Origin of the sequence: Azospirillum sp. BE72 (assembly GCF_031455875.1) — a bacterium.
Classification (GTDB): Bacteria; Pseudomonadota; Alphaproteobacteria; order Azospirillales; family Azospirillaceae; genus Azospirillum.
In genome coordinates, this window is record NZ_JAVDTO010000001.1 from 1,166,097 (window position 1) to 1,189,248 (window position 23,152).

A 23,152-nucleotide genomic window follows, 5' to 3' on the forward strand; every position below is an offset into this window, starting at 1 on the left:
GCAACAATCCTCCAAGGGCACTCGGTCACAGGCGCTCGGCAGAGCGGTCGGGGGCGATCACAGTGGATATCGGCAGGCCGGTTCAATCCACCACGATTTTGGCCTCCGTAAGGCCGGCCTGTATGATCTGGTTGAGCAGGGTGTCGGCACGATCGACGCTGTCCAGCGGCCCGACCCTGACGCGATGCAGGGACATGCCGCCCGACCGCGTCAGGCTTACGCTGGCGCGCTGGCCCATGGCGGACAGCCGGGCGCGGGCCTTCGCCACATTCTCTTCGCTGCCGTAGGCGCCGACCTGCACATAGATCGCCTCCTGCGGCTTTACCGGCAACTGCGCCACCACCGGCGCCGGCACGAACCGGCCTTCCGACATGCTGCCGGCGACGGTGGCGGGCGGCGGCACCGGGGCGCCGACCACTGCCGGACGCGGCGCGCCCGTCGAAGCTGACTGGGTCGAGGCCGACTGGAGCGAGGCCGACACCATCGTGACCGGTCCGGACGGCCCGCTTACCTCGATCCTGCCGCGCGGGGCGGCCTTCGGCGGCGGGCCGTCGATCTCCGCCAGCAGCGGCGCCGGGGTTCCCTGGCGCGCGGCGGCGGCGATGGCCCGGCTTTCCTCCGCCAGAATCTGCACGCGGACCTTCGCCGTGCCGGGACCGTCGAAGCCCAGCAGCTGGGCGCCGCGGCGCGACATGTCGATGATCCGGCCATTGGCGTAGGGGCCGCGGTCGTTCACCCGCACCACGATGGCCCGGCCGTTGTCCAGATTGGTGACGCGCACCAGGCTCGGCATCGGCAGGGTCCTGTGCGCGGCGGTCAGCTCGTCCTGGTCGTAGATCTCGCCGTTGGCCGTATTCTTCTCATGGAAGCCGGGCCCGTACCAGGATGCGATGCCCGTCTCGTCATAGGTGTAGTCTTCCTTGGGATAATACCAGACGCCGGCGATCTGATAGGGCTTGCCCACCTTGTAGATGCCGCTGGTCGGCAGGCCCGAGCCGGTGCCCGCCGGCTTCTGCGCACAGGCGGCGAGCGTTGCCACGCCGACCAGCACGACGATCCTGCCCACCCCGCGCCAGCGACGCATCCGCCAAACCCCTCGATCTCCCGGTCGCCTCGAACCGCCAAGGCGGCGGCACTCTAGCGGAGTGGCACGGCCGCGCCAATGCCCGGAAAGGCCGGGAAACACGATGACACAGGCGGAGTATGATCCTGATGATCAGGGAGCCGGGAACAGCGACTCGGTGCGGCCCATCAGCCAATAGGCGGTCAGGCCGATCCATTCCCGCACCGCGTCGTCCAGGATCACCAGATTCTGGCCGAACTCGAAGCGCAGATAGGGTTTGGCGCCGGTGCGGGTGCGGTAATCGACGGGGTAGGGGATCACCTCCCAGCCGACGGCACGGAAGATGCCGACCGACCGCGGCATGTGCATGGCGGAGGTGACGAGCACCCAGCGTTCTCCCGGCGCCGGCTTCACCATGTCCTTGCTGAACACGGCGTTTTCCCAGGTGTTGCGGGATTGCGCCTCGTAGATCACGCGGTCGTCGGGGATGCCGGCCTGCGCCAATGCGGCGCGGGCGGTCACGTCCTCCTTGTATTCCTGCCCCAGCAGCCGGCCGGACCCGCCGGTGAAGACCGCCTTGGCTTGCGGATGGCGGCGGACGAGATCGGCGAAGCCCAGGATCCGCTCCGCCGCGTCGTTGAGGGAGGGATCGCCGCGGTCGGCGGTGATCGGCGGGTTGAGGGCGCCGCCCAGCATGATGATGCCGTCGATCCGCCCTTCCGGCTCGGCCTTCGGAAAGCGGTTTTCCAGCGGCAGCGCCACCAGCGCGCCCAGCCCGGTGTAGGTGACCAGCAGCAGCAGGACCGCCGCCAGCGTGACCATCCGCTTGCCCGCCCGCTGCCAGCGCCGCGTCCGCAGCAGCAGCGCCCCCATAGCCACCGTCAGAACCAGTGCGTTGCCTGGCGCCACCACGCCCCAAAGCAGCTTCGACAGGATGAAGGACAGCACCGCAAAGCCCATGGCCGTGGAAGGGAGGCCAGCATAAGCGCGGCGGTCGCCCGTGGGCAACGGCGCTAAACTCCCTCTCCCGCCCCGGGAGAGGGCTGTCGTCACCTCACGCCGCCGCCCTCACCGCCACCCGCCGTTCCACCATCCGCAGCCCATGCACCCGGAACTGCGCCTGGACGATGGACGCCCAGCCCATGCGGATCAGCGTCAGCTTCACCGTGTCCGACACGTCGTCGCCGGTGACGAGGTCGGTGACCTGCCACATCAGCGTGTCGTCCACCGACCGCGGATACATCGCCGCCACCCTCAGCAGCCGCGCCATCAGCGCCGCGGTCGACTGGCGGCCCAGGCCCCGTTCGGCCAGCGTCAGCGCATCGTTCAGCGCCGCCAGCTCCCGCCGCGCCTTTGCCGAGGCTTCGCCCGCCGTGCGACCCGTGCTCTTCCCGCCGGTCATGGTCCGTCTCCTGCATTGCGATCCATGCGGGACAGTCTGTCGCTGCAATCCGAGGATCGCTGTGACGGCCGTCACTCCCCCATGGCCGCGGGGCTGGTTTTCCAGTGCGGGCGTGCTACCTGAAGGCTTTACCGCTATAGTGCGACTGCCGCGGCCAGTCCGGATCGCCCGAAAGCCGCCAGAATGCCGAGGTTTTCCCCGACCGATGCTGTCCGCCCGCTCCAAGACGCCGACTCCGCCCGAACTGCCTGCGCCGGCCATCCCCAACAAGCGCGCCATCATCTCCCGCCGCAAGCTGTCGGGGGAGCTTGAGGATCTGGTCGCCGAGCATGGCACCGGCGACAAGCTGCGCCCGGCGCTGATCGCCTGCCTGCGCAAGACGCTGGCCGAGGGGCGGGCGGAGGTGCGGCGGCGCTTCGACGACGGCGGGTCGGGCGAGCAGTGCGTGCGGGAGAACTGCTATCTCGCCGACCGGGTGGTGGGCACGCTGGCCGACTTTACCGTCCGCTTCATCTTCCCCACCGCCAACCCGACCTCCGGCGAGGTGTTCGACGTGGCGGCCACCGGCGGCTATGGCCGCGGCGAGCTGGCGCCCTTCTCCGACATCGACCTGCTGTTCCTGCTGCCCTACAAGCGCACGCCGCGGGTGGAGCAGGTGGTCGAATACATGCTCTACATCCTGTGGGATCTGGGGCTGAAGGTCGGCCATGCCGTGCGCAGCGTCGACGACTGCATCCGCCAGTCCAAGGCAGACGTCACCATCCGCACCGCCATCCTCGAATCGCGCTATCTCTGGGGTCCGGGTAAGCTGTTCGCCGAGTTGCGCAAGCGCTACGACAAGGAGGTCGTCGCCGGTTCCGGACCCGAATTCGTCGAGGCCAAGCTGGCGGAGCGCGACAACCGCCACCTGAAGATGGGCGACAGCCGCTATGTGCTGGAACCCAACCTGAAGGACGGCAAGGGCGGATTGCGCGACCTGCAGACCCTGTTCTGGATCGCCAAATACCTCTACCGCGTCGAGAGCGTCGATGAACTGGTCGGCAAGAAGGTGCTGACGCCGGAGGAGGCGCAGCGCTTCGCCAAGGCGCAGAACTTCCTGTGGACCGCGCGCTGCCACCTGCATTACCTGACCGGCCGGCTGGAAGACCGCCTGACCTTCGACGTCCAGACCAGCATCGGCGCCGCCATGGGCTACACCGACCATGCCGGCACCAAGGGCGTCGAACGCTTCATGAAGCACTATTTCCTGGTCGCCAAGGATGTCGGCGACCTGACGCGCATCTTCTGCGCGGCGCTGGAGGCCGAATCGAAGCGTCCGCCCAAGTTCAACCTGCTGCGGCTGGCCTCGGTCGCCCGGCGCAAGGACGTGGACGGCTTCATCGTCGACGGCGAGCGGCTGAACGCCCGCAGCGACAAGCAGTTCAAGGAACAGCCGATCGACATGATCCGCCTGTTCCACACCGCCCAGATCCACGACATCGACATCCACCCGGCGGCGCTGCGCTCCATCACCCGGTCGCTGTCGGCCATCGGGCCGAAGCTGCGCAACGACCCGGAAGCCAACCGGCTGTTCCTGGACATCCTGACCGGGCCGAAGGATCCGGAGATCACGCTGCGCCGCATGAACGAGGCCGGGGTGATGGCCCGCTTCATCCCCGACTTCGGCCGGGTCGTCGCGCAGATGCAGTATGACATGTACCATGTCTACACGGTGGACGAGCACACACTGTTCGCTCTCGGCATCCTGCACAAGATCGCCGCGCGCGAGCATGCCGACGAGCTGCCGCTGTCCACCGAGGTGATCCACAAGGTGGTGTCGAAGCGTGCGCTCTACGTCGCGGTGCTGCTGCACGACATCGCCAAGGGCCGCGGCGGCGACCATTCGGTGCTGGGTGCGCGCGTCGCCGAGAAGCTCTGCCCCCGCCTCGGCCTGACGGCGGAGGAGACGGAAACGGTGGCGTGGCTGGTGCGATGGCACTTGGCCATGTCGCACACCGCCTTCAAGCGCGACCTGGAGGACGACAAGACCGTCCGCGACTTCGTGGCTCTGGTCCAGTCGCCGGAACGTCTGCGCCTGCTGCTGGTGCTGACGGTGGCCGACATCCGCGCGGTGGGGCCGCAACGCTGGAACAATTGGAAGGCCACGCTTCTCCGCGAACTCTACAACCGCTCCGAAGAGGTGATGTCCGGCGGCATGACGGTGGAGGGCAGGGGGCGGCGCATCCAGGCCGCCCAGTCGAGCTTGCGCGCCGAACTCACCGACTTCGACGACGCCGCCTTCGAGCATCACAAGGGCCTGGGCTATCCCGCCTACTGGCTGGCCTTCGACACCGACACGCTGGCCCATCAGGCCCGCCTCGTCCGCGATGCCGAGCGGGAGCAGCGTCCCCTGACGGTGGAAACCCGCGTCGACCGCGGCCGCGCGGTGACGGAGGTGACGATCTACGCCACCGACCACAGCGGTCTGTTCTCCCGCCTTGCCGGGGCGCTGGCCGCCTGCGGCGCCGACATCGTCGATGCCCGCATCTTCACCATGACCAACGGGATGGCGCTCGACGTCTTCTCGGTCCAGGACGCCGCCGGCGGCGGTGCGTTCGAGAGCGGCGACAAGCTCGCCAAGCTGTCCGTGATGATCGAGAAGGTGCTGTCCGGCCAGCTGAAGCCGCTGAACGACCTGTCCACCCGCCGCACCACCCAGGCCAGCCGCACCCGCGTCTTCCATGTGCCGCCGCGCGTGCTGATCGACAACAACGCCTCCACCACCCATACGGTGATCGAGGTGAACGGTCGCGACCGTCCCGGCCTGCTCTACGACCTGACCCGCGCCCTGTCGAACCTGACCCTGCAGATCAGTTCGGCCAAGGTCTCCACCTTCGGCGAGAAGGCCATCGACGTCTTCTATGTGAAGGACGTCTTCGGCCTGAAGGTGACGCATGAGGGCAAGCTGGCGAAGATCAAGGAACGCCTGCTGAGCGCGCTGGACGACCCCACCGGCGACGCTCCCCCGCCCGCGACGGTGAAGCGGACAAGGACGAAGGTGACGGGCGCCTGAACCGGCTGTACGGAGCCCGCCGGTTCAGGCGAAGCTGTCGGTCAGCCCAAGTTTCTTGAGCGGAAATCCGGCGGTTTCGCACGCCTGCCGGATTTCCCGCACGGCGGCTGAGATCTCGCTGCTGAGGCTCGTCGTCGGCGGCGTGCTGAGGATTTGGCGGAACAAGTCCTGATGAGCGGCTATGAACAGCGAGTCGTTGGATTTGCCGAGCATGTGGATGCGGTACATATCGTCGAAGATGTTGGCATCGACCTTGCGGCTGCTCGACGTCGCGACCCGCTTGAACCAGCTCATGCTCTTGGCCAGTTCGGAATCCTGCCTGATCGTGTCCATCCGCCCGCTCAGGCGGCTGAAATTCTCGTCCTTCTGCTTGCCGTCGGCGAGGAACATGTCGAAGATGCATATCGCCTTGGTCTTGGTCGGTTTCCCCCGGAATTCGTCGACCATCCAGGGGAACAGCACCATCTTCAGCCGGTTCTTCGCGCTTTTCACCGGATCGACCATGAAGTTGATGCGATCCAGGCTGGGCATGGCGGGATCAAGCCTTACCGACGGCGTGGGGCTGATGGCGGCATAGACGATCGCCCGCCGCACATCGTCCGGAGCGAGCGCAATCGTTTTGGCGTAATTCTTCAAATCATGCCCCCCTTGTCGGCTGCACGGCCCTGCACGCGGCCGCCGCCCATTGCCCGGTCCCGATGATCGCGCAAACAGATTCGAGACCAAACAAAAAAGGTCAGTGTAACCACGATCGCGCAAGCCCTTTCGGCATCGCTGTGCATCGTCCGGAGGGGGGCATATGCCGGCTGCCCACCCCCAATTTCATTTCCCTCCTGTCCATTCCGTTTCCGGGATGCACGCTGCGCTGTCCGCCGGTCCGGCCTCCGGCGTTACGGCGCCATGAACACGCTGATGTGCTTGCCGACTTCGCCGCTCGTCTGGTCCTTGGCGATCACCGACACATCCGTCGAGCCGGACTTTACCGCCGCCGCCGGTACCTTCACGAACACGCGGTAGGTCGCAACCGAGTCGGCCTCCGCCCGCAGCGTCAGGCTGCCGCCGCTGCCGGCCTCGTCATCGCCGGCCACCGACAGATGCGCGTCGCGCAGCCCGTCGACCGTCACCGTATAATTGCGGGCGATGTGCGTCTTGTTCAGCACCTTGATGGTGTAGGCGTTCTGCACCGACCCGTCGGACAGCGTCACGAACAGCGGCGCCCGGTCGCGCAGCACGCTGACATCCAGCGTTGGGCGCAGCAGCAGGGCGATGCCCATGGCGCAGGCCACGACCAGCATGATCAGCGAATAGATGACCGTGCGGGCGCGCACCAGCTTCACCCGTTCCGGCTTGCCGTCGATCTTGGCGATCTGGTTGGACTGGGTGTCGAAGCGCACGAGGTCGATGGGCCGGCCGATCTGCTTCATCACGTCGTTGCAGGCATCCACGCACAGGCCGCAGCCGATGCAGGAGATCTGCTGGCCTTCGCGGATGTCGGTGCCGGTGGGGCAGACATGGACGCACTGCTTGCAATCGATGCAGTCGCCAAGCCCCGCCGCCTTGCGGTCGTCCCAGCTCTGCGACTTGCGCAGCGGCGCACGGCCCTCGCCGCGCCAGTCCTCATAGGTGACCAGGAAGGTGTCCTCGTCCACCATCGCCGACTGGAAGCTGCGCCACGGGCAGACATAGATGCAGATCTGCTCGCGCGCCCAGCCGGCAAAGAAGTAGGTGGTGAAGCTGAACAGCGCAATGAAGGTGGCGACGCCGCTGGTGATCTCCCCGTGCAGCAGTTCGTTCATCAGCGTCGGCGCGTCGTTGAAGTAGAAGACCCACGCCCCGCCGGTCATCACCGAGATCGCCACCCACGCCGCATGCTTGGCCCCCTTGCGCGCCAGCTTGGCCCCGGTCATCGGCGCCTTGTCCAGCCGGATGCGGGCGGTGCGCGGCCCTTCGATCTTGCGCTCCACCCACATGAACAGGTCGGTCCACACCGTCTGCGGGCAGGCGTAGCCGCACCAGATGCGCCCGGCCAGCGTGGTGGCGAAGAAGATGCCGAAGGTGCCGAGGATCAGCAGGCCGGTCAGGTAATAGACCTCCTGCGGCCAGATCTCGATCCACAGGAAATAGGCGCGGCGCCCGACCATGTCGATCAGCACCGCCTGGTCCGGGATGCCCGGCCCGCGTTCCCAGCGAATCCACGGCGTGATGTAGTAGATCGCCAGCAGCACGATCAGGGCCGCCCATTTCAGCTGGCGGAAGCGTCCCTTGACGTCCGCGGCATAGACCTTCGGCCGGTTGATGAACCAGTGCCGGCCCGGCTCCTCATGCTGTTCGGCGTGGGACGCTGCGGCCGGCTTGGCGGCCTGGGCAGGGCGACGGGTGAGGGTGGAGTCTTCTTGCGGAAGGGACATGGCGTGGTTCCTCGGCCGTCAGCGGCACGGGTGGCGTCAGCTTCGTCCCTTCTCCATAAGACTTCCGTCATGAAGCCGCATTGCGCGATGTCAATCCGGCCCCGCTTTATCCCTCCGCGGCCTCACACCGTCTGTCCGCGCAGCTCCGCCAGCCCGTCGTGATAGGCGCGGTCGAACAGGGCCTCCAGCCGGGCGTCGGTGCCGCGCAGGCCGGCGACCACCGCATGCGCCCATTCGAAATACTCGACCTTGCGCGACAGCGGCCAGTCGGCGGGCGGGCTGTGCGCCATGGAGCGCAGGTTCGACACCTTGTCGGCCAGCTTCACCAGCTTCGCCCGCGTCGAGGCACGGGGCGCGGCGTCGATCTGGTGCTGCTTGCGTTCGGCCTTCGACATGCGCTTGTCGTCGGTGGTCTCGGCGACGACCTGCACCACCTCCACACCGAACAGCTGCTCGATCTCCTCATAGCTGGCGTCGGTGTCCTCCAGCGTGTCGTGCAGCAGGGCTGCGATCACCACGACCGGATCCTTGCCCGCCGTCGCCTCCGCCACCAGCAGGGCGACCTCCGACAGGTGGTTGACGTAGGGCTCGGCGCGCACGCCCTTGCGACGCTGGTCGATGTGCTTGTGCGCGGCGAAATCCAGCGCCCGCGCAAAATCGAGGAGGGGGGCGTTCGGCAATGAAGCGTTCTGCAGGCTCATGGTGTTCTCTCGGCTGGGGCATTACTCTCCGCTTGGTAGGACCGTGCGAAGGACCGCTCTCATGTTCACGAGTTTCTTCTTCGATCTGCGCAAGGCCGGCGTTCCCGTCTCGCTGACGGAGTACCTGACGCTCATGGAGGCCATGAAGCAGGGCACCGCGTCCTTCCGCGTCGAGGACTTCTATTATCTCAGTCGTGCATGCTTGGTTAAGGACGAGCGCAATCTCGACCGCTTCGACCGCGTCTTCGGCGCCACCTTCAAGGGCCTGACCGACGACACTCCCGCCGGCGAGGAGGTCCCCGTCACCGACCTGCCGGAGGAATGGCTGCGCAAGCTGGCCGAACGCTTCCTGACCGACGAGGAGAAGGCGCAGGTCCAGGCGCTCGGCGGCTGGGACAAGCTGATGGAGACGCTGGCCCAGCGTCTGGCCGAACAGAAGGGCCGGCACCAGGGCGGATCGAAATGGATCGGCACCGCCGGCACCTCCCCCTTCGGCGCCTATGGCTACAACCCGGAGGGCGTGCGCATCGGCCAGCACGAGAGCCGCCACCGCCGCGCCGTCAAGGTGTGGGACCGCCGTGAGTTCAAGAACCTCGACGACCGGGTGGAGATCGGCACCCGCAACATCAAGGTCGCCCTGCGCCGCCTGCGCAAATTCGCCCGCAGCGGCGCGGCCAGCGAGTTGGACCTGCCCGGCACCATCCGCGCCACCGCCGCCAACGCCGGCTGGCTCGACCTGAAGATGGTTCCGGAGCGGCACAACACGATCAAGGTCCTGCTGTTCCTCGACATCGGCGGCTCGATGGACGACCACATCCGTCTGGTGGAGGAGCTGTTCTCCGCCGCACGCAGCGAATTCAAGCACCTGGAGCACTTCTACTTCCACAACTGCGTCTACGAGGGCGTCTGGCGCGACAACGCACGGCGCCATACCGAGCGCATCTCCACCTGGGACGTGCTGCACACCTATCCCGCCGACTACAAGCTGGTCTTCGTCGGCGACGCCGCCATGAGCCCCTACGAGATCGCCTACCCCGGCGGCAGCGTCGAGCACTGGAACGAGGAAGCCGGTCAGGTATGGATGCAGCGCCTGCTGTCGGTTTACGCCAAGGCGGTGTGGCTGAACCCGACCCCGCCGCAATACTGGGACTACACGGAAAGCACCCGCCTGCTCCAGCACCTGATGGGAGGCCGGATGTTTCCACTGACGCTGGAGGGGCTGGACGGGGCTATGCGGGAGTTGGGGAGGTGAGGGGTGTTCACCAGAGGTAGGAGTTCGAAAGTTCTTGCCTCTTTACTTCAACAAGGCTGGAAAGATCTTTAACAGATTCTAGTAGTTCCTGATGGTTGTTGGTGGGCGAATACTGAAGTATTCTTAGATTGTAGTTATTCTGTAGCATTTTACCGTACTCGTCGGATATTTTTCCAGAGAATGCAATGTAATGTGGTGGTGCTGAAGCAAACGATCTGGCATATTGCTCTAATACTAGAGACAAATCTGGATCATTCATTCCACATCCAAGGAATAGAAAAGTGTGAGTAAGAACAAGCGAATCTATAGCGCGATAAAAGTTAGCATTTTTATTCCTTATGTCGGCGTAATCCTCTCTTGTGAATACAAGCTTATCTGGAGTGTCTATGCAGCCATGAATTTTCAGTATTAATCTTTGATTTTCACCACCACGCAATGCTCTTGGAATATCGTCATCGTAGAATTTTTTTATCTTCAGTAGATTACTGGTTTTGGACTGGGCGTAGTTGTCGTATATTTTGTCAAGATTTGGAGTCAGAACAACTGACGAGTCAAGTCCAAGTATAGCTGTATGTAGATCGTTATGTTTGAATTGTGGCGTTAAAAACATTTCCTCGACAAATGGAACCCAATCATGATTCAGTTTATACTTGGCAATCTGACAGCACGTAAGATAGTCGCCGTTGTTTAAAAGTTTTTTCATCTCTGTATGAGGCGCGGGGCAGCGTAGGATAGCTTTCTCAAGAAATTCCTTCCAAGAGGGCGGAGATGCTCCTGCATCATTTTTGGAGTTCATGGAAACGCCAGCGCCCAGAAACAACACCGAGCGGCGTCTCGCAATTGAAGAAACTACTTCGTTAGGCCACGTAATCATTTAGCTCACCAATGTTCTCAATAAAGCGATTCGCAATGCCTTCGAAGATCGTATTAGATTCTTCGACTTTCATAAAATGCGCACCTACAATTCCATCAGAGCTTTTTAACGAAAATATTGGTTTCCTGCTACTTTGTGACATTGGGACAAGGCTGTGTAGATTCGGAATTGAGCCAATTCTGTATTCGATGTTCTCTGAAATTTTTTGATGATCATTAATAATTCCCTTTTGGATTGCATCCGGGATTGCTGACATAATTTTCTCATAAGCCTTTACAGCCCTGCGTTCTCCAGATGCATCTCTTTTTGCTGTGTATTGCTGATTAACATATCCGAGAAGTTGAAGGCGAAACTGCATGTCAGAAATTTCAACTTCTTCGATATCAGAAATGGAACTGATTTGAAGCTCAAGGCGTCGCTTCCACTCTTTTAGCCATGTTGATATATTTTCAGTTGCTCTAATGCTAAATATATCAATAGAAAGTGGAAGTACAAAATAGTCGCATCCAATGAGTACGGACCTATTTATGGAGCCGAGAGAAGGGCCCATATCGAAAAAGACATAATCGTAATCTTTGCAATGAGAAAGAAAATGCCGGAACATGAATGTAGTTCTTAATCCTCTCACTCCGGAGCTATTCCAATCAGCTGCAAGAGTGTCTTCGATTAGAGCAAGCCGGGGGTCGCCGAGAAGAACATCCACATCGAATGTTGGTGATTTGCGGAATGTGCTATCAGAGGAGAATCCCTTGCCCTGTGAAAGTGGGCGAGCCATAGAATAGATTGTATAGGCAGTTTTCTTCTCGTAGACTTCTTCGATGACACTATCATCAAACATATACTGAGTTGCGTTTCCCTGAGGATCAGCGTCAACGATTAGAACTTTCTTCCCTCTCTTCTTACTAAGGAAAGCTGCCAAATTACAAACGAGAGTCGTCTTTCCGACCCCGCCCTTATTAGTGAAGAATGCTACTGCTTTCATATTGCTAGCCATACTCTACTTGGGGAGAAAATCATTTGAGATTGGTATCGTAAGGAGGGAGGTTGAATAGTCAAGACGATCGCTATCGGAATGTATTCCTGCGATTAAAATACTATTCCTTACATTAGCCGCTGTAGGTTGGGAGCGACGCTTCTCAAAAGCCCACTATCTCACCTGATCTGTGATATGAAAGTTATCCTATAACCGCATTATGTTTTCCGCCAGAACAGGAGCGTTCACCCAACCGGCCCAGGAGCCGCCCCATGCCCGACTGCCTGACCCCGCCGAAGCCACCACCTCCGCCGCCCGTCCCGCCGACCGCTTCCCCTGCTGGGCGGAGGAACCGCCGGTCCCGCCGGACGGCTCCCTCGTCACCGGTTCGCGCTTCCACGAGGAACAGTGGATCATGGCCGCCGGCATGCTGGCGCGCGGTGCCTCCTTCCAGCAGGTCGCCCGTGCCATGGGCTGCAGCCGCACCACGCTGTGGCGGGCCTATTACGGCGCGCAGCACTTCCGCCATCGGGTCTGGTGGGAGAGGCAGGCGCTGAACCGGGAGGCGGAGCTTCGCCTGTCCTCGCTCCGCGCCCTGGTGACGGAGCAGATCGAACGGCTGGTCTCCATCGGCGATCCCGGCACCGTGCGCTGGCTGGCCGAGAAGCTGGGCCTGCTCAAGGAGTTCGGCGCCGAGCGGACGGATGCCACCCCGGCCTCCCCCGGCAACCGCGCCGCCGCTCCCGCCGCCCCGGAAATCCCGCCCGCCGAAGCGCCGGCCACGCCGATCCCCGATTTCGACGACGACAGCGTCCCCGGTGCGATCCGCGAGCGTCGGCAGCCCGATCCGGACAACATCGCCGCCATCCTCGCTCGGCCGGAGGCCGAGGGGCCGAAGGGCGTCTATCCCTGGACCTACAATCCCAGCGATCCTTATCCCAATCTCGGGTCCGCGCTGGAACGGCAGGGCGGGGAGGGGCCGTACACCCGCCGCCGGTGAACAGATGAAACGGTTGAACGCTGCCGCGAAACCGGCTCACGGCGTTTCAAACGTTCCATTCACCGCCAACTCACCGCCTCAGCCCGCAGCCTGCTCGATCACCCGGTTCGCCAGAGTCACCTTCTGGGCCAGCGTGGTCGCCAGGATGCGGTGCAGGACCAGCGCCAGTTCGGGGTCCTCGCGCTCCAGCCGGGCCAGAGTCGCGGCGGTCAGGCGGTGGATGGTGGAGGGCGCCTCCACCACCACGTCGGCGCCGCGGGTCTGGCCCAGCAGCAGGGCGATCTCCCCCACCACCGCCCCGGCGGTCATGGTGCGCAGGCGCAGCGGCCGGCCGTCGGGCAGGGTGATCTGCACCTTCACCCGGCCGCTGCCGATGATGAAGATGTCGCTCGCTGCCTCCCCGGCGCGGATCAGCAGCTCGTCCGGCTGCAAATGCAGGGTATCGAGCGCCGCCACCGCGTCGCCCAGCCGCGGGTGCGGTCCGGTCATCCCCTCCAGATGGCGCAGCAGCGGGGCGTCACTGCCGTCCCGCCCGGTTTCGGCCAGCAGCGCCTCCTCGCAGGATTCCAGCGCATGGTCCAGGTCGGGGGCGCGGCGCAGCACCGGGTCGCCTTCGGGGTCCAGGCCGCTGGCGCGGAAGGCGTCCTCGACGGCGGCGGGCAGGGCGCTCAGCACCAGGGTGGCGCCGGCCGCCTCCATCAGGTTGCGGATGCGGCGGAACACCCCGGCCGCCGCCGAATCCATGCCCTTGATGTGGCGGAAATCGATGACCAGGAAGCGCAAGGGCTGCCCGCCCGCCTGCTCCAGCCGGCGGCGGACCGGGGCGACGATCTGCTCGGCGGTGCCGAAGAACAGGTATCCCTGCAACTGCATCGCCTCGATGGCCGCGCCGGCGCCGGTCAGATGCAGGCTCGCCGCCGGGCTGCGGTCGACGCGGCTCCGCAACTCGGCTCCGCTGTGACGGCCGCGGATCACAGGCAGCCGGGAATAGCTGTAGACGAACATGGCCAGCGACACCGCCAGCCCCAGCGCCAACCCCTCCATGAAGCCGATACCGGCGATCGCCAGCACCACGGCCAGCACGATCAGCCACTCCGTCCGCGGCAGGCGGTGGCGGGCCTCGACCAGCCACTCCATCAGCAGCTCGACCCCCAGGAACAGGATCAGCCCGGCGGTCAGGAACACCGGCGTCACCGACACCAGCCATCCCGCAACAAACAACCCACCGAGGATCACCGCCGCGGTCGCCAGCCCGGCCCCGCGCCCGGTGGCGCCCATCCGCCCGGCCAGCAGCGTCATCCCCAGCCCGACATATCCCGACGGCCCGCCCAGCGCCCCGGCCATCAGGTTGGCGGCACCGGTGGACCGCAGCTCCGCGTCCGCGTCGATGTCGCGGCCCTGCGCCAGTTCGATCCCGCTGACATTCAACAGAAGGCCCAGCATGCCCAGCACGGCGACCGACACCATCGCCGGCACCGCCTCCGCCACCCGGCCCCAGTCGGTCAGGGCCAGGATCTCGGTCGGCACCGGCAGGCTGAACCCCGCATCCCCGGCCATGCCCGGCAGCCAGCCCCAGCCGCGCACCTGTTCCGCCGTCAGCCCCAGCAGGGGCAGGGCCGCATGGAAGGCCAGCGCAGCCGCCAGCAGCACCAGCGGCATGGCGAAGGGGCTGTCGCTGCGCCGCATCACCGCGACCAGCAGTGCCGCCAGCCCGGCCGCCGCCGTAGCGGTGAAGGCAATGGCCGGGCTCGCCAATTCGGCGATGCCGGCCGCCAGCCCATGCCGCCCGCTGACCATCGCCAGCGCGCCTTCCACCAGCAGCCAGCCCGACCCGGCGAGGAAGCCGGCCACCACCGGATACGGGAAGAAGCGCACCAGCCGGCCCAGCCGCAGCCGTCCCACCATCCAGAACAGCAGCCCGGTCACCAGCGTGCTGCCGCCCAGGATCGCGAAGGCGGTGGCGACCTTCACCCCGTCCGGCGCGTCCTGCAGGCCCGCCGCCATGGTCGCGACGGTGGAGGCGAGGATGGCGACCCCCGTCTCCTGCACCAGGGCGACGGAGTTCGGCTGCGTGCTGCGCAAGGCGACCAGCAGGGCCAGGATCGCGGCGCTCAACAGAACCACGCCGACCCCGGCACCCAGCCCGGTCATCAGCGGGCCAGTGAACAGAAGTGCCGCGATCGCCAGCCCGTTGCCCAAATTGTCGATGCCGGCGATCAGCCCGATCATCACCGAAGCGACCAGGGTTTTGCCGCGTCCGGCCTGTCTGTTCTGCGGAAGCGCGTCGCTCATGATTTCGGGTGGGGTCCGGTTTCTCTGGCCAGCTTCGGCCACTGCTGCGGGGAGCCTGATTTCTACGGCGCCGGACGTCGGCGCAGGCGCGACAGTGAGCAGATTTTCCCGGCCTCAGGCAAGCTGTATGCGGTGATGAATTGTGTTCTTCCACCCAGCATTGCGCAGTTGCCCATCGACAGGCGCCGCATGATTCAACGTGTGACAATGTTACAATTAACAATTTTTAAGACGCATCATACCCTCCATGATCCGTATCAGATGGAGCATTTCATGAAGAATGCATACTTATTGGGCGTGCTGCTGCCCCTGGCGCTGGGGATGGAGCCGGCCGCCATGGCGGCAACCGCTCCCGCCAAGGGCAGCGCCGAGCCGGCCGGCGAGGCGTTCGGCAATCCGCCGCTGCTGAGCAATTCCGCCTCGCCGCGCGCCGGTTCGCTTCTGCTGCGCCAGCCCCAGGCGGCCCCCCGGCCGCATGCCGGCCAGGTTCGCAATTACGACCTGTTCGTGACCTTCACCGACGGCTACATCCGCAACCCGGCGCAGGGGCGGCCCGACCCGGTGCGGCTGCGCAGCTACCGCGGCACCGATGTCGACCCCAACCACCCCTATGTCGCCCCCACCATCGAAGCGACGCCGGGCGATACCGTCCGCATCAAGCTGCAGAACCAGCTGCCGGCCGATCCCGACTGCAACAATCAGGCGCAGGCGGACATCAACAACCCGCACTGCTTCAACGGCACCAACCTGCACAGCCACGGCGTCTGGGTCAGCCCGACCGGCAACAGCGACAATGTGCTGGTGTCGATCAATCCCGGCGTCGCGTTCGAATATGAATACAACATCCCGGCCGATCATCCGGCGGGCACCTTCTGGTACCACCCGCACCGCCACGGCTCCACCGCGCTGCAGGTCGGCAGCGGCATGGCCGGCGCGCTGATCATCCGCGGCGACCGTCCGCCGACCAAGGACGCCAACGGCGACCTCGACACCCTGCTGAAGAGCCCCAAGGGTGTGGCGATGACAGAGCGGGTCCTGCTGTTCGAGCAGATCCCCTACGCCTGCACCAAGGACGGCAAGCTGAAGTACATCGATCCGGTGAAGAAGACCATCGACTGGAGCTGCGCGCCGGGCGAGGTGGGCGAGATCGTGTCCTACGATCAGTTCGGGCCGGGCACCTGGGAACAATCCGGGCGCTTCACCACCGTCAACGGCCGCGTGCGTCCGATCTTCGCCAATGCCAAGGTCGGCGAGACCGAGCGCTGGCGCCTGATCCATGGCGGCGTGCGCTCCCCCATCACGGTGGAGTTCCGCAAGCTCGACGTCACCGACTTCTTCCAGCGGGAGAAGACCCTGTCGGCCGCCGAGCAGGACCGCTTCGCCAAGGAACGCTGCACCGGGCAACCGGTCCCCTACATCCTGGCCGCAGCGGACGGCCTGACCATGACCGAGGGGCAGGTGCGCACCAGCGTGCCGATGCAGCCGGGCTATCGTGACGATCTGCTGGTCAACTTCCCCGAACCCGGCATCTACTGCGTGGTCAACAAGCCGGCGGACGCCAACGCCAGCCCCGACCAGACGGCGACCTCCACCGGCGTGCTCGGCTTCGTCCGCGTGCGCGGCGACCGCGTGGTCAAGGACCCGGTGAAGGAGATCATCCGCCAGCTGTCGGTCAACGCGACCAAATACGCGCCGGCCGTCGCCAAGGAGGTGATCGGCGACCTGAACGCCCGCTGCCCCGAGAAAGCAATGGGCGGCAAGACGATGGTCGACACCCCCTATTGCCCGCGCTTCACCCGCTTCACCGCCCACCCGCCGATCACCGAGCATGAGGTGGTGCACCAGCCCAAGCAGGAACTGGTCTTCTACATCAACATCCCGCCCAAGGATGCGACGCGGACCAACCCGCTGTTCCAGGTCTCCAACAGCTTCGAGGTGGTGCAGAACCCCGACGGCACCTATGGCCCCAAGGGGGCGTCCGCCTACCAGCCGAGCGTGGTCGACCGGCCGGTGGTGCTGGGCACGGCCCAGCAGTGGGAACTGCAGTCCTACTTCGTCAGTCACCCCTTCCACATCCACGTCAACCCGTTCCAGGTCGTGTCGATCATCGGCCCCGACGGGCGCGACGTCAGCGAAGCCGGCTCCGGCGACCCCGACTATGCCGGCATGAAGGGCGTGTGGAAGGACACCATCTGGGTGAAGAGCGACATCAGCCAGCCGCTCAGCTCCACCGCGCCGCCGAAGGGCGCCTACAAGGTGACCGTCCGCACCCGATACGAGCGCTTCATCGGCGAATATGTCCTGCACTGCCACATCCTCGACCACGAGGACCAGGGCATGATGCAGAATGTCAGCATCGGCGTGCCGGACGGCCGCGGCGGCCTTGCCGGGGCCCATCACTGACCGGTGCGCCCCCCCTCTTCCCCGCCCAAGCGGGAAGAGGGGGAACCCCGCCGTCCCCGGCCGGTTGCTGCGATCCGTCGCTGCCTCCAACCATTGAAAAATCCCCCGGTTTCCGTCTACGGTCGCGCGTCCCCTTGGAGTGAGTGCATGCGCGATATCACCCCCGTCACGGTCGCCCGCGGCGACGGCATCGGCCCAGAGATCACGGACGCGGTGCTACATGTGATGACTGCCGCCGGCGCGCGGCTGAAGGTGGAAGAGGTTCCGGCGGGCGAGGCGGTCTACAAGCGCGGCCATCCCGGCGGGCTGGACGCCGCCGGCTGGGGGTCGATCCGCCGCACGCGGGTCTTCCTGAAGGGGCCGATCACCATGCCCCAGGGATACGGCAACAAGTCGCTGAACGTCGTCGCCCGCACCACGCTGGGCCTGTTCGCCAATGTCCGTCCCTGCGTGTCCTACCACCCCTATGTGCGGACCCGGCATCCACGCATGGACGTGGTCATCATCCGCGAGAACGAGGAAGACCTCTACGCCGGCATCGAGCACCGGCAGACCGATGACGTGATCCAGTCGGTGAAGCTGATCTCGCGTCCGGGCTCGGAGCGCATCGTCCGCTACGCCTTCGACTTCGCCCGCTCCAACCACCGGCAAAAGGTGACGGCCTTCGTCAAGGACAACGTCATGAAGATGACGGACGGGCTGTTCCTGAAGATCTTCTACGAAATCGCCGCCGATTATCCGGAGATCAAGGCCGACCACATGATCGTCGACATCGGCGCCGCCCGGCTGGCCGACCAGCCGGAGCGCTTCGACGTCATCGTCACCCTGAACCTGTACGGCGACATCGTGTCGGACATTGCAGCCCAGCTGACCGGCTCGGTCGGACTGGCCGGCTCGGCCAACATCGGCGAGACCTGCGCCATGTTCGAGGCGATCCACGGCTCCGCCCCGATGATCGCCGGACAGGGCATCGCCAACCCGTCCGGCCTGCTGATGGCCGCGGTGATGATGCTGGTCCATATCGGCCAGGGCGACATCGCCGCGCGCATCCACAATGCGTGGCTGAAGACGATCGAGGACGGCATCCATACCGCCGACATCTACGCCCGCGGCCTGGGCCGGGTGCGCGCCGGCACCAACGCCTTCGCCGAGGCGGTGGTGGAGCGGCTGGGGCAGACCCCCGTCACCATGCCGCCGGTCGGTTACTCCACCATGCGGCCCGCCTATGACGGGCTGAACCGGCTGGCGCCGCGCGTCCGTGCGCTCAAGGAACTGGTGGGGGTCGACGTTTTCCTGCAATGGTCCGGCGGCCTGCCGGACGATCTGGCGGAACTGGTGCTGCCGCTGTCGACCGAGGCGCTGACGCTCGCCAGCATCTCCAACCGCTCGCAACGGGTCTGGCCGGACGGCAACGCCGACGTCTTCTGCACCGACCATTGGCGCTGCCGCTTCCTGGCGCATGGCGGGCCGGTGCAGCACGGGGCCATCGTCGAGTTGCTGGGGCGGCTGGCGGAAGCCGGGATCGACTTCACCCAGACCGAGAACCTCTGCAATTTCGACGGCAAGGCCGGCTTCTCCTCGCCGGGGCAGTGAAGTTCGATGGGCGCGGCCGGAATAAAACGGCGGGGTGGGGCGTCATGACCGGTGACGACGCCCTTCCCGGATCTTTGATGAGCCCGCCCGATATCGATGACCGCGCCATCGCCGACCATGTGCCACGGCTTCGGCGCTATGCCACCGCCCTGGTGGGCAACCGTTCCGACGCCGACGATCTGGTGCAGGACTGCGTGGAGAAGGCGCTGGCCAACCGCCATGCGCTGCGGGACCCGTCGAAGCTCGGCGGCTGGCTGATGACCATCCTGCACAACCTGCACATCTCCGGCCAGCGTGGGCGGCGGCGGCGAGGGGCGGAGGTGCCGGTGGAGGATTTGGCCGACGATCTGGCGCTGAGCGCACCGCCGGCCGACCGCGGGGCGGTGCGCGACTTCGCTCGCGCCTTCGCGCAGTTGAGCGACGAACACCGCACCATCCTGCTGCTGACGGGAATGGAGGGGCTGTCCTACCGCGAGGTGGCGGAGGTTCTTGGATTGCCGATCGGGACGGTGATGTCGCGGCTGGCCCGAGCGCGCGAAAAGCTGAGGGTCCTGCTGGACGGTGGAACCCAGCAGGTGGTCAGGAGGATAAAGTGATGAGCGGCACCCGCAATCCCGTAACCGAGGCCGAGCTGCACGCTTGGCTGGACGGCGAATTGCCGGAGGAGCGTCTGGCCGATATCGAGCGCCACCTCGCCGACCATCCCGAGATCGCCCAGCGCTTCGAACGCTATCGTGCTCAGCGTGCCATGCTTGGGCAGTGCTTCGGCCCGCTGATCGACCAGCCGCTGCCCGACCGCCTGACGCCGCCCTTCACCGCGCGGGAGCATCCGAACCCCGCATCCCGCCGCTGGAGTGTCGCGCAGTGGGGCAAGGGCGCGCTGTGGGGTACGGCGGTCGCCGCCTCCCTCCTGGTCTTCGTTGCCGGCGGGACCGGCGGCTGGTTTCTGCGCGACCGGATGGCCGGGGGCGCGGAGCCCCCGACCGCCGCTTTCATCGCCGATGCCGTCGCTGCTCACCGCGTCTTCGCCGTCGAGGTCCGCCATCCGGTCGAGATCGGCGTGGAGGATGAGGCGCATCTGGTGAACTGGCTGTCCAAGCGGCTGGGCAAAAATATGCGTTGCCCAAAAGTCACACGAGGAGGTTACCAGCTGATCGGTGGGCGTCTTCTGGCCGATTCCGTTGGACCTGTGGCCTTGTACATGTACGAGGATGCGGCCGGGCGTCGCATCACGTTGTATATCCGCCCTGCCCATAACACCTCTGGTTCAGCGTTCCGTTTCGCCGAGGATGGTGGGGTGCGCGCTTTGTATTGGCAAGACAATGGCTTAGCGCTGGCCGTTACCGGGGAGCTCGATCGGGACACTTTGTCCGGCGTCGCGGAGGAGGTTTATGGCGCTCTGAATTCATGAGTCTACCCACCGACTTATCAACAGGAATGTTGCCGCGCCCCCTATCGTCAGCGGCCGTCATCTGGTAGCTTCCTCAACGGCTGGCACAAAATGTTGCGGCTTATGGAAAACGGCACTAGACCGTGACCTGTTTGCCACAACATAACCGGACACCGGATCGGGAGTACTCGGGGATGAGTTGGACGGACGAGCGGATTCAACAGCTCAAGGATCTCTGGTCCCAGGGGTTGAGCGCGAGCGAGATCGCCGACATTCTGGGAGACATCACCCGCAACGCGGTCATCGGCAAGGCCCACCGTCTGGGCTTGTCAGGCCGGCCGTCGCCCATCAAGAAGAAACCGACGCGTGGCGCCACCATCCTTGCTCTGACGGAGCGGATGTGCAAATGGCCGGTCGGCGATCCCAAGCACCAGGACTTCCATTTCTGCGGCAAGACCGCCTTGCCCGGCATGCCCTATTGCGCCGAACATGCCGCCCTGGCCTACCAGCCGGCATCGGGCAGCAAGAAGCGTGACGAGGACCGCAACGTCGGCGCTGCCTGATCCGCCGAACGGCTGTTCAAAAGCCCGCTCTCGGGGGAGAGGCGGGCTTTTTTGTTTGGTGGCCGCAAGGGGAAGAACGCAGAAAGCGGGGCGCCGCAAACAGGTCGGGAGCGCATCATGAAGCTCGGATACACCATCATCTATGTTGCCGACGTGCTTGCCACGATTGATTTCTACGAACGTGCCTTCGGCCTGAAGCGTCGCTTCGTGCATGAAAGCAACCTGTACGCAGAACTCGATACCGGTGAAACGACCTTGGCCTTCGCCGGTGAGCCGATGGCCGAAATGAATGGCCTCGCGATCCGCCCCAACCGTAAGGGCGAGATTTCTTCCGGTTTCGAGATCGCTCTCGTGACCGACGATCCGCGGGCGGCCTATGCGACGGCCATCGCCGCGGGAGCGGATGCCGTATCATCGCCGGTCGAGAAGCCCTGGGGTCAGATCGTCGGCTATGTCCGCGATATGGATGGATGTCTGGTCGAGATCTGCTCACCGGTCGCCGGGGGATAAGGCCGCCACCTCGCAACAGGCCGGCGGACAACGGCAGTCACCCTGCTCAACGCCAACCATTTCTGCTTTCACCGCCTGTTCGCGCTCGGCGTTCCTCCAACGGAGCTTCCTGGCTCCGTGGGGAAGGAGACGGTTCATCGGCATGGCAGCACCTTTTCGGCGGCTTCCCGGTCACTTCGCGGCACCGTCATACGTACCCTGCCGTGGCTCCATCGCATCTTGAAGCAGCAGTATCATTCCGCGGTGCCCGGCGACCACCATGGCGGCTCCGGCCGGCCGGTCCGGCCCTTCCACCGCCCATAGCGTGTCGCCGACGAACACGCGTCCGTGACCGTTGGCGATCGGTTCAGTCAGCATCACTGCCCTGCCGACCAACTGGCCTGCGCGGTCGTTGATCCGTGAGGCGTCGGCTTCGGCCGACGCGTTGCGCCGCCGGGCGTGGGCGATGGCGATGCCCACCGCGGCGCCTGCGGCGATGGTGAAGAAGCCGGCCTCGTTGATCAGCCCCCAATCATGCCAGAGCGCAGTGACGAGGCCGGTCAGCAAAGCCGCCCCGCCGAACCAGATCAGGAAGATTCCGGGCAGCACCAATTCCGCTGCAATCAGCAAGGCACCCAGCGCTCCCCACAGCAGCGGCGACATGCGGTCACTCCCCGTCCGCCGAGGACGAAGTCGGTGGCACTGACCACGGATTGCGCGGCGGGGGCTGTGATGCGGCGGGTGTCCGGGGCGGGGTGGCGTCGCGCAGCAAATCGCCCAGCCCCGCCAGGGCACCGGCGACGCCGGCCAGTTCCACCGGCAGGATCATGGTCTTCTGGTTTGGAGAGGCGGCGAAGGCCTTCAGTGCCTCCATATATTTTTGACCAAGGAAATAGCCCAGGGCCTGGTTCGATCCCTGTGCCACCGCCTCCGAGACCAACCGGGTCGCCTTGGCTTCCGCCTCGGCCAACCGTTCACGCGCTTCGGCCTCCAGCTTGGCGGCCTCCAGCTTGCCCTGGGCAATGCGGATCTGGCTCTCCTTCTCGGCGTCGGCCTCCAAAATCTGGGCACGACGGAGGCGCTCCGCCTTCAGTTGGCGGCCCATCGCCTGCACGATATCCTCGGGCGGGGTGATGTCGCGCAACTCGATACGGGTCACCCGCACTCCCCAGGAGGCAGTCGCCTCGTCCACCGCGCGGAGCAGGCTGGCGTTGATCGCTTCGCGCTGGCTCAGCAACTCGTCGAGGTCCATGGAGCCCATCACCGTGCGGGTGGTGGTCATCGCCAGCGTCTGGATCGCCCGCTGCAGGTCGTTGACCTCATAGGTCGCCTTCATTGGATCAAGCACCTGAAAATACAGCACGCCATCGGCAGTCACTGCGGCGTTGTCCTTGGTGATGACACTCTGCGATGGCACGTCCACCACCGTCTCGCGCATGTCGACCTTCGCGCGGACGGAGCTGATGACCGGAAAAATGACGTTGAAGCCCGGCGGCAGGGTTTCCTGATAACGGCCCAGCCGTTCGACGATGAAGTTGAACCCCTGGGGGACGATGCGGACACTGGTGATCGCCAAAATGACGACCAGAACGAACGCCGCAATGACCAGAATGCCGAGTTCCATCGATGGCCGCTCCTGACATGGGCTCTTGACATGGGCGGGCGCCGCAGTGGACACCCTCCGCCCATCATGAGGC

Annotated in this window: 20 protein-coding genes; 9 read left to right on the top strand and 11 right to left on the bottom strand. The window is 64.9% G+C overall.

Annotated elements, in window-relative coordinates:
- Positions 1-82: 82 nt before the first annotated feature.
- The 3 genes from J2Y49_RS05735 to J2Y49_RS05745 all read right to left on the bottom strand — a co-directional run bounded on the left by J2Y49_RS05735 (position 83) and on the right by J2Y49_RS05745 (position 2,465).
- The gene (locus J2Y49_RS05735) at positions 83-1,084 is read right to left on the bottom strand and encodes a septal ring lytic transglycosylase RlpA family protein (protein WP_310113124.1); all 1,002 of its coding nucleotides are present in this window, start codon (positions 1,082-1,084) and stop codon (positions 83-85) included.
- A 132-nt stretch (positions 1,085-1,216) separates the two neighbouring features.
- Positions 1,217-2,071, bottom strand: a complete 855-nt coding sequence (locus J2Y49_RS05740) for a YdcF family protein (RefSeq protein WP_310113126.1) — start codon at positions 2,069-2,071, stop codon at positions 1,217-1,219.
- 46 nt (positions 2,072-2,117) lie between these two features.
- A complete protein-coding gene (locus J2Y49_RS05745) occupies positions 2,118-2,465 on the bottom strand; it encodes a hypothetical protein (RefSeq protein WP_310113128.1) in 348 nt (115 codons plus the stop codon).
- Between the two features lie 205 nt (positions 2,466-2,670).
- On the opposite strand from J2Y49_RS05745, the gene J2Y49_RS05750 reads away from it, so the two are divergent.
- Positions 2,671-5,517, top strand: a complete 2,847-nt coding sequence (locus tag J2Y49_RS05750; RefSeq protein ID WP_310113130.1) for a [protein-PII] uridylyltransferase — start codon at positions 2,671-2,673, stop codon at positions 5,515-5,517.
- Between the two features lie 24 nt (positions 5,518-5,541).
- On the opposite strand, the gene J2Y49_RS05755 is transcribed toward J2Y49_RS05750, so the two are convergent.
- The 3 genes from J2Y49_RS05755 to J2Y49_RS05765 form a co-directional block, all read right to left on the bottom strand.
- The gene (locus J2Y49_RS05755; RefSeq protein WP_310113132.1) at positions 5,542-6,243 is read right to left on the bottom strand and encodes a hypothetical protein; all 702 of its coding nucleotides are present in this window, start codon (positions 6,241-6,243) and stop codon (positions 5,542-5,544) included.
- A 164-nt stretch (positions 6,244-6,407) separates the two neighbouring features.
- On the bottom strand, positions 6,408-7,925 hold the full coding sequence (gene ccoG / locus J2Y49_RS05760) for a cytochrome c oxidase accessory protein CcoG (RefSeq protein WP_310113134.1): 1,518 nt from the start codon (positions 7,923-7,925) through the stop codon (positions 6,408-6,410).
- Positions 7,926-8,047: 122 nt separating this feature from the next.
- The gene (locus J2Y49_RS05765; RefSeq protein WP_310113135.1) at positions 8,048-8,626 is read right to left on the bottom strand and encodes an HD domain-containing protein; all 579 of its coding nucleotides are present in this window, start codon (positions 8,624-8,626) and stop codon (positions 8,048-8,050) included.
- A 61-nt stretch (positions 8,627-8,687) separates the two neighbouring features.
- Between J2Y49_RS05765 and J2Y49_RS05770 the strand changes: the two genes are divergently transcribed.
- Positions 8,688-9,878 carry a VWA domain-containing protein gene (locus J2Y49_RS05770; protein WP_310113137.1) on the top strand — a complete coding sequence of 397 codons (1,191 nt, stop codon included), beginning with the start codon at positions 8,688-8,690 and terminating at the stop codon, positions 9,876-9,878.
- A gap of 7 nt (positions 9,879-9,885) precedes the next feature.
- Here J2Y49_RS05770 and J2Y49_RS05775 read toward each other — a convergent pair whose 3' ends face one another.
- Entirely contained in the window at positions 9,886-10,752 is an 867-nt protein-coding gene (locus J2Y49_RS05775; protein ID WP_310113139.1) for an SIR2 family protein, read from the bottom strand.
- Positions 10,736-11,746, bottom strand: a complete 1,011-nt coding sequence (locus J2Y49_RS05780; protein ID WP_310113142.1) for a ParA family protein — start codon at positions 11,744-11,746, stop codon at positions 10,736-10,738. The genes J2Y49_RS05775 and J2Y49_RS05780 overlap by 17 nt, the downstream gene beginning before the upstream one ends.
- 199 nt (positions 11,747-11,945) lie before the next feature.
- Between J2Y49_RS05780 and J2Y49_RS05785 the strand changes: the two genes are divergently transcribed.
- Positions 11,946-12,725 carry a hypothetical protein gene (locus J2Y49_RS05785; RefSeq protein WP_310113144.1) on the top strand — a complete coding sequence of 260 codons (780 nt, stop codon included), beginning with the start codon at positions 11,946-11,948 and terminating at the stop codon, positions 12,723-12,725.
- Between the two features lie 78 nt (positions 12,726-12,803).
- On the opposite strand, the gene J2Y49_RS05790 is transcribed toward J2Y49_RS05785, so the two are convergent.
- Positions 12,804-15,017 carry a SulP family inorganic anion transporter gene (locus J2Y49_RS05790; RefSeq protein WP_310113146.1) on the bottom strand — a complete coding sequence of 738 codons (2,214 nt, stop codon included), beginning with the start codon at positions 15,015-15,017 and terminating at the stop codon, positions 12,804-12,806.
- A 273-nt stretch (positions 15,018-15,290) separates the two neighbouring features.
- Between J2Y49_RS05790 and J2Y49_RS05795 the strand changes: the two genes are divergently transcribed.
- The 6 genes from J2Y49_RS05795 to J2Y49_RS05820 all read left to right on the top strand — a co-directional run bounded on the left by J2Y49_RS05795 (position 15,291) and on the right by J2Y49_RS05820 (position 21,476).
- Positions 15,291-17,420 carry a multicopper oxidase family protein gene (locus J2Y49_RS05795; protein WP_310113147.1) on the top strand — a complete coding sequence of 710 codons (2,130 nt, stop codon included), beginning with the start codon at positions 15,291-15,293 and terminating at the stop codon, positions 17,418-17,420.
- Between the two features lie 147 nt (positions 17,421-17,567).
- Entirely contained in the window at positions 17,568-19,013 is a 1,446-nt protein-coding gene (locus tag J2Y49_RS05800; protein WP_149221869.1) for an NADP-dependent isocitrate dehydrogenase, read from the top strand.
- Between the two features lie 77 nt (positions 19,014-19,090).
- On the top strand, positions 19,091-19,609 hold the full coding sequence (locus J2Y49_RS05805) for an RNA polymerase sigma factor (protein WP_244442455.1): 519 nt from the start codon (positions 19,091-19,093) through the stop codon (positions 19,607-19,609).
- Positions 19,609-20,424 (top strand): anti-sigma factor, encoded by an 816-nt coding sequence (locus tag J2Y49_RS05810; protein ID WP_310113152.1) that lies wholly within the window; start codon positions 19,609-19,611, stop codon positions 20,422-20,424. Before J2Y49_RS05805 ends, J2Y49_RS05810 begins: the two co-directional genes overlap by 1 nt.
- A 173-nt stretch (positions 20,425-20,597) precedes the next feature.
- The gene (locus tag J2Y49_RS05815; RefSeq protein WP_014247983.1) at positions 20,598-20,966 is read left to right on the top strand and encodes a GcrA family cell cycle regulator; all 369 of its coding nucleotides are present in this window, start codon (positions 20,598-20,600) and stop codon (positions 20,964-20,966) included.
- 117 nt (positions 20,967-21,083) lie between these two features.
- Entirely contained in the window at positions 21,084-21,476 is a 393-nt protein-coding gene (locus J2Y49_RS05820; protein ID WP_310113154.1) for a VOC family protein, read from the top strand.
- A gap of 171 nt (positions 21,477-21,647) precedes the next feature.
- Here J2Y49_RS05820 and J2Y49_RS05825 read toward each other — a convergent pair whose 3' ends face one another.
- Both J2Y49_RS05825 and J2Y49_RS05830 read right to left on the bottom strand, forming a co-directional pair.
- Positions 21,648-22,118 (bottom strand): NfeD family protein, encoded by a 471-nt coding sequence (locus J2Y49_RS05825; RefSeq protein ID WP_310113155.1) that lies wholly within the window; start codon positions 22,116-22,118, stop codon positions 21,648-21,650.
- 4 nt (positions 22,119-22,122) lie between these two features.
- Complete coding sequence (locus J2Y49_RS05830; protein WP_310113157.1) at positions 22,123-23,079, bottom strand: SPFH domain-containing protein; 957 nt, start codon at positions 23,077-23,079, stop codon at positions 22,123-22,125.
- Positions 23,080-23,152: the final 73 nt, after the last annotated feature.

Bases quoted from the DNA above. Each gene is read 5' to 3' on its own strand.
- J2Y49_RS05775 (WP_310113139.1), bottom strand. From the start codon at position 10,752: ATGATTACGTGGCCTAACGAAGTAGTTTCTTCAATTGCGAGACGCCGC.
- J2Y49_RS05805 (WP_244442455.1), top strand. From the start codon at position 19,091: ATGAGCCCGCCCGATATCGATGACCGCGCCATCGCCGACCATGTGCCA.
- J2Y49_RS05785 (WP_310113144.1), top strand. From the start codon at position 11,946: ATGTTTTCCGCCAGAACAGGAGCGTTCACCCAACCGGCCCAGGAGCCG.
- ccoG (WP_310113134.1), bottom strand. From the start codon at position 7,925: ATGTCCCTTCCGCAAGAAGACTCCACCCTCACCCGTCGCCCTGCCCAG.
- J2Y49_RS05735 (WP_310113124.1), bottom strand. From the start codon at position 1,084: ATGCGTCGCTGGCGCGGGGTGGGCAGGATCGTCGTGCTGGTCGGCGTG.
- J2Y49_RS05810 (WP_310113152.1), top strand. From the start codon at position 19,609: ATGAGCGGCACCCGCAATCCCGTAACCGAGGCCGAGCTGCACGCTTGG.
- J2Y49_RS05800 (WP_149221869.1), top strand. From the start codon at position 17,568: ATGCGCGATATCACCCCCGTCACGGTCGCCCGCGGCGACGGCATCGGC.
- J2Y49_RS05825 (WP_310113155.1), bottom strand. From the start codon at position 22,118: ATGTCGCCGCTGCTGTGGGGAGCGCTGGGTGCCTTGCTGATTGCAGCG.
- J2Y49_RS05790 (WP_310113146.1), bottom strand. From the start codon at position 15,017: ATGAGCGACGCGCTTCCGCAGAACAGACAGGCCGGACGCGGCAAAACC.
- J2Y49_RS05745 (WP_310113128.1), bottom strand. From the start codon at position 2,465: ATGACCGGCGGGAAGAGCACGGGTCGCACGGCGGGCGAAGCCTCGGCA.
- J2Y49_RS05815 (WP_014247983.1), top strand. From the start codon at position 20,598: ATGAGTTGGACGGACGAGCGGATTCAACAGCTCAAGGATCTCTGGTCC.
- J2Y49_RS05750 (WP_310113130.1), top strand. From the start codon at position 2,671: ATGCTGTCCGCCCGCTCCAAGACGCCGACTCCGCCCGAACTGCCTGCG.
- J2Y49_RS05770 (WP_310113137.1), top strand. From the start codon at position 8,688: ATGTTCACGAGTTTCTTCTTCGATCTGCGCAAGGCCGGCGTTCCCGTC.
- J2Y49_RS05780 (WP_310113142.1), bottom strand. From the start codon at position 11,746: ATGGCTAGCAATATGAAAGCAGTAGCATTCTTCACTAATAAGGGCGGG.
- J2Y49_RS05820 (WP_310113154.1), top strand. From the start codon at position 21,084: ATGAAGCTCGGATACACCATCATCTATGTTGCCGACGTGCTTGCCACG.
- J2Y49_RS05795 (WP_310113147.1), top strand. From the start codon at position 15,291: ATGAAGAATGCATACTTATTGGGCGTGCTGCTGCCCCTGGCGCTGGGG.
- J2Y49_RS05830 (WP_310113157.1), bottom strand. From the start codon at position 23,079: ATGGAACTCGGCATTCTGGTCATTGCGGCGTTCGTTCTGGTCGTCATT.
- J2Y49_RS05765 (WP_310113135.1), bottom strand. From the start codon at position 8,626: ATGAGCCTGCAGAACGCTTCATTGCCGAACGCCCCCCTCCTCGATTTT.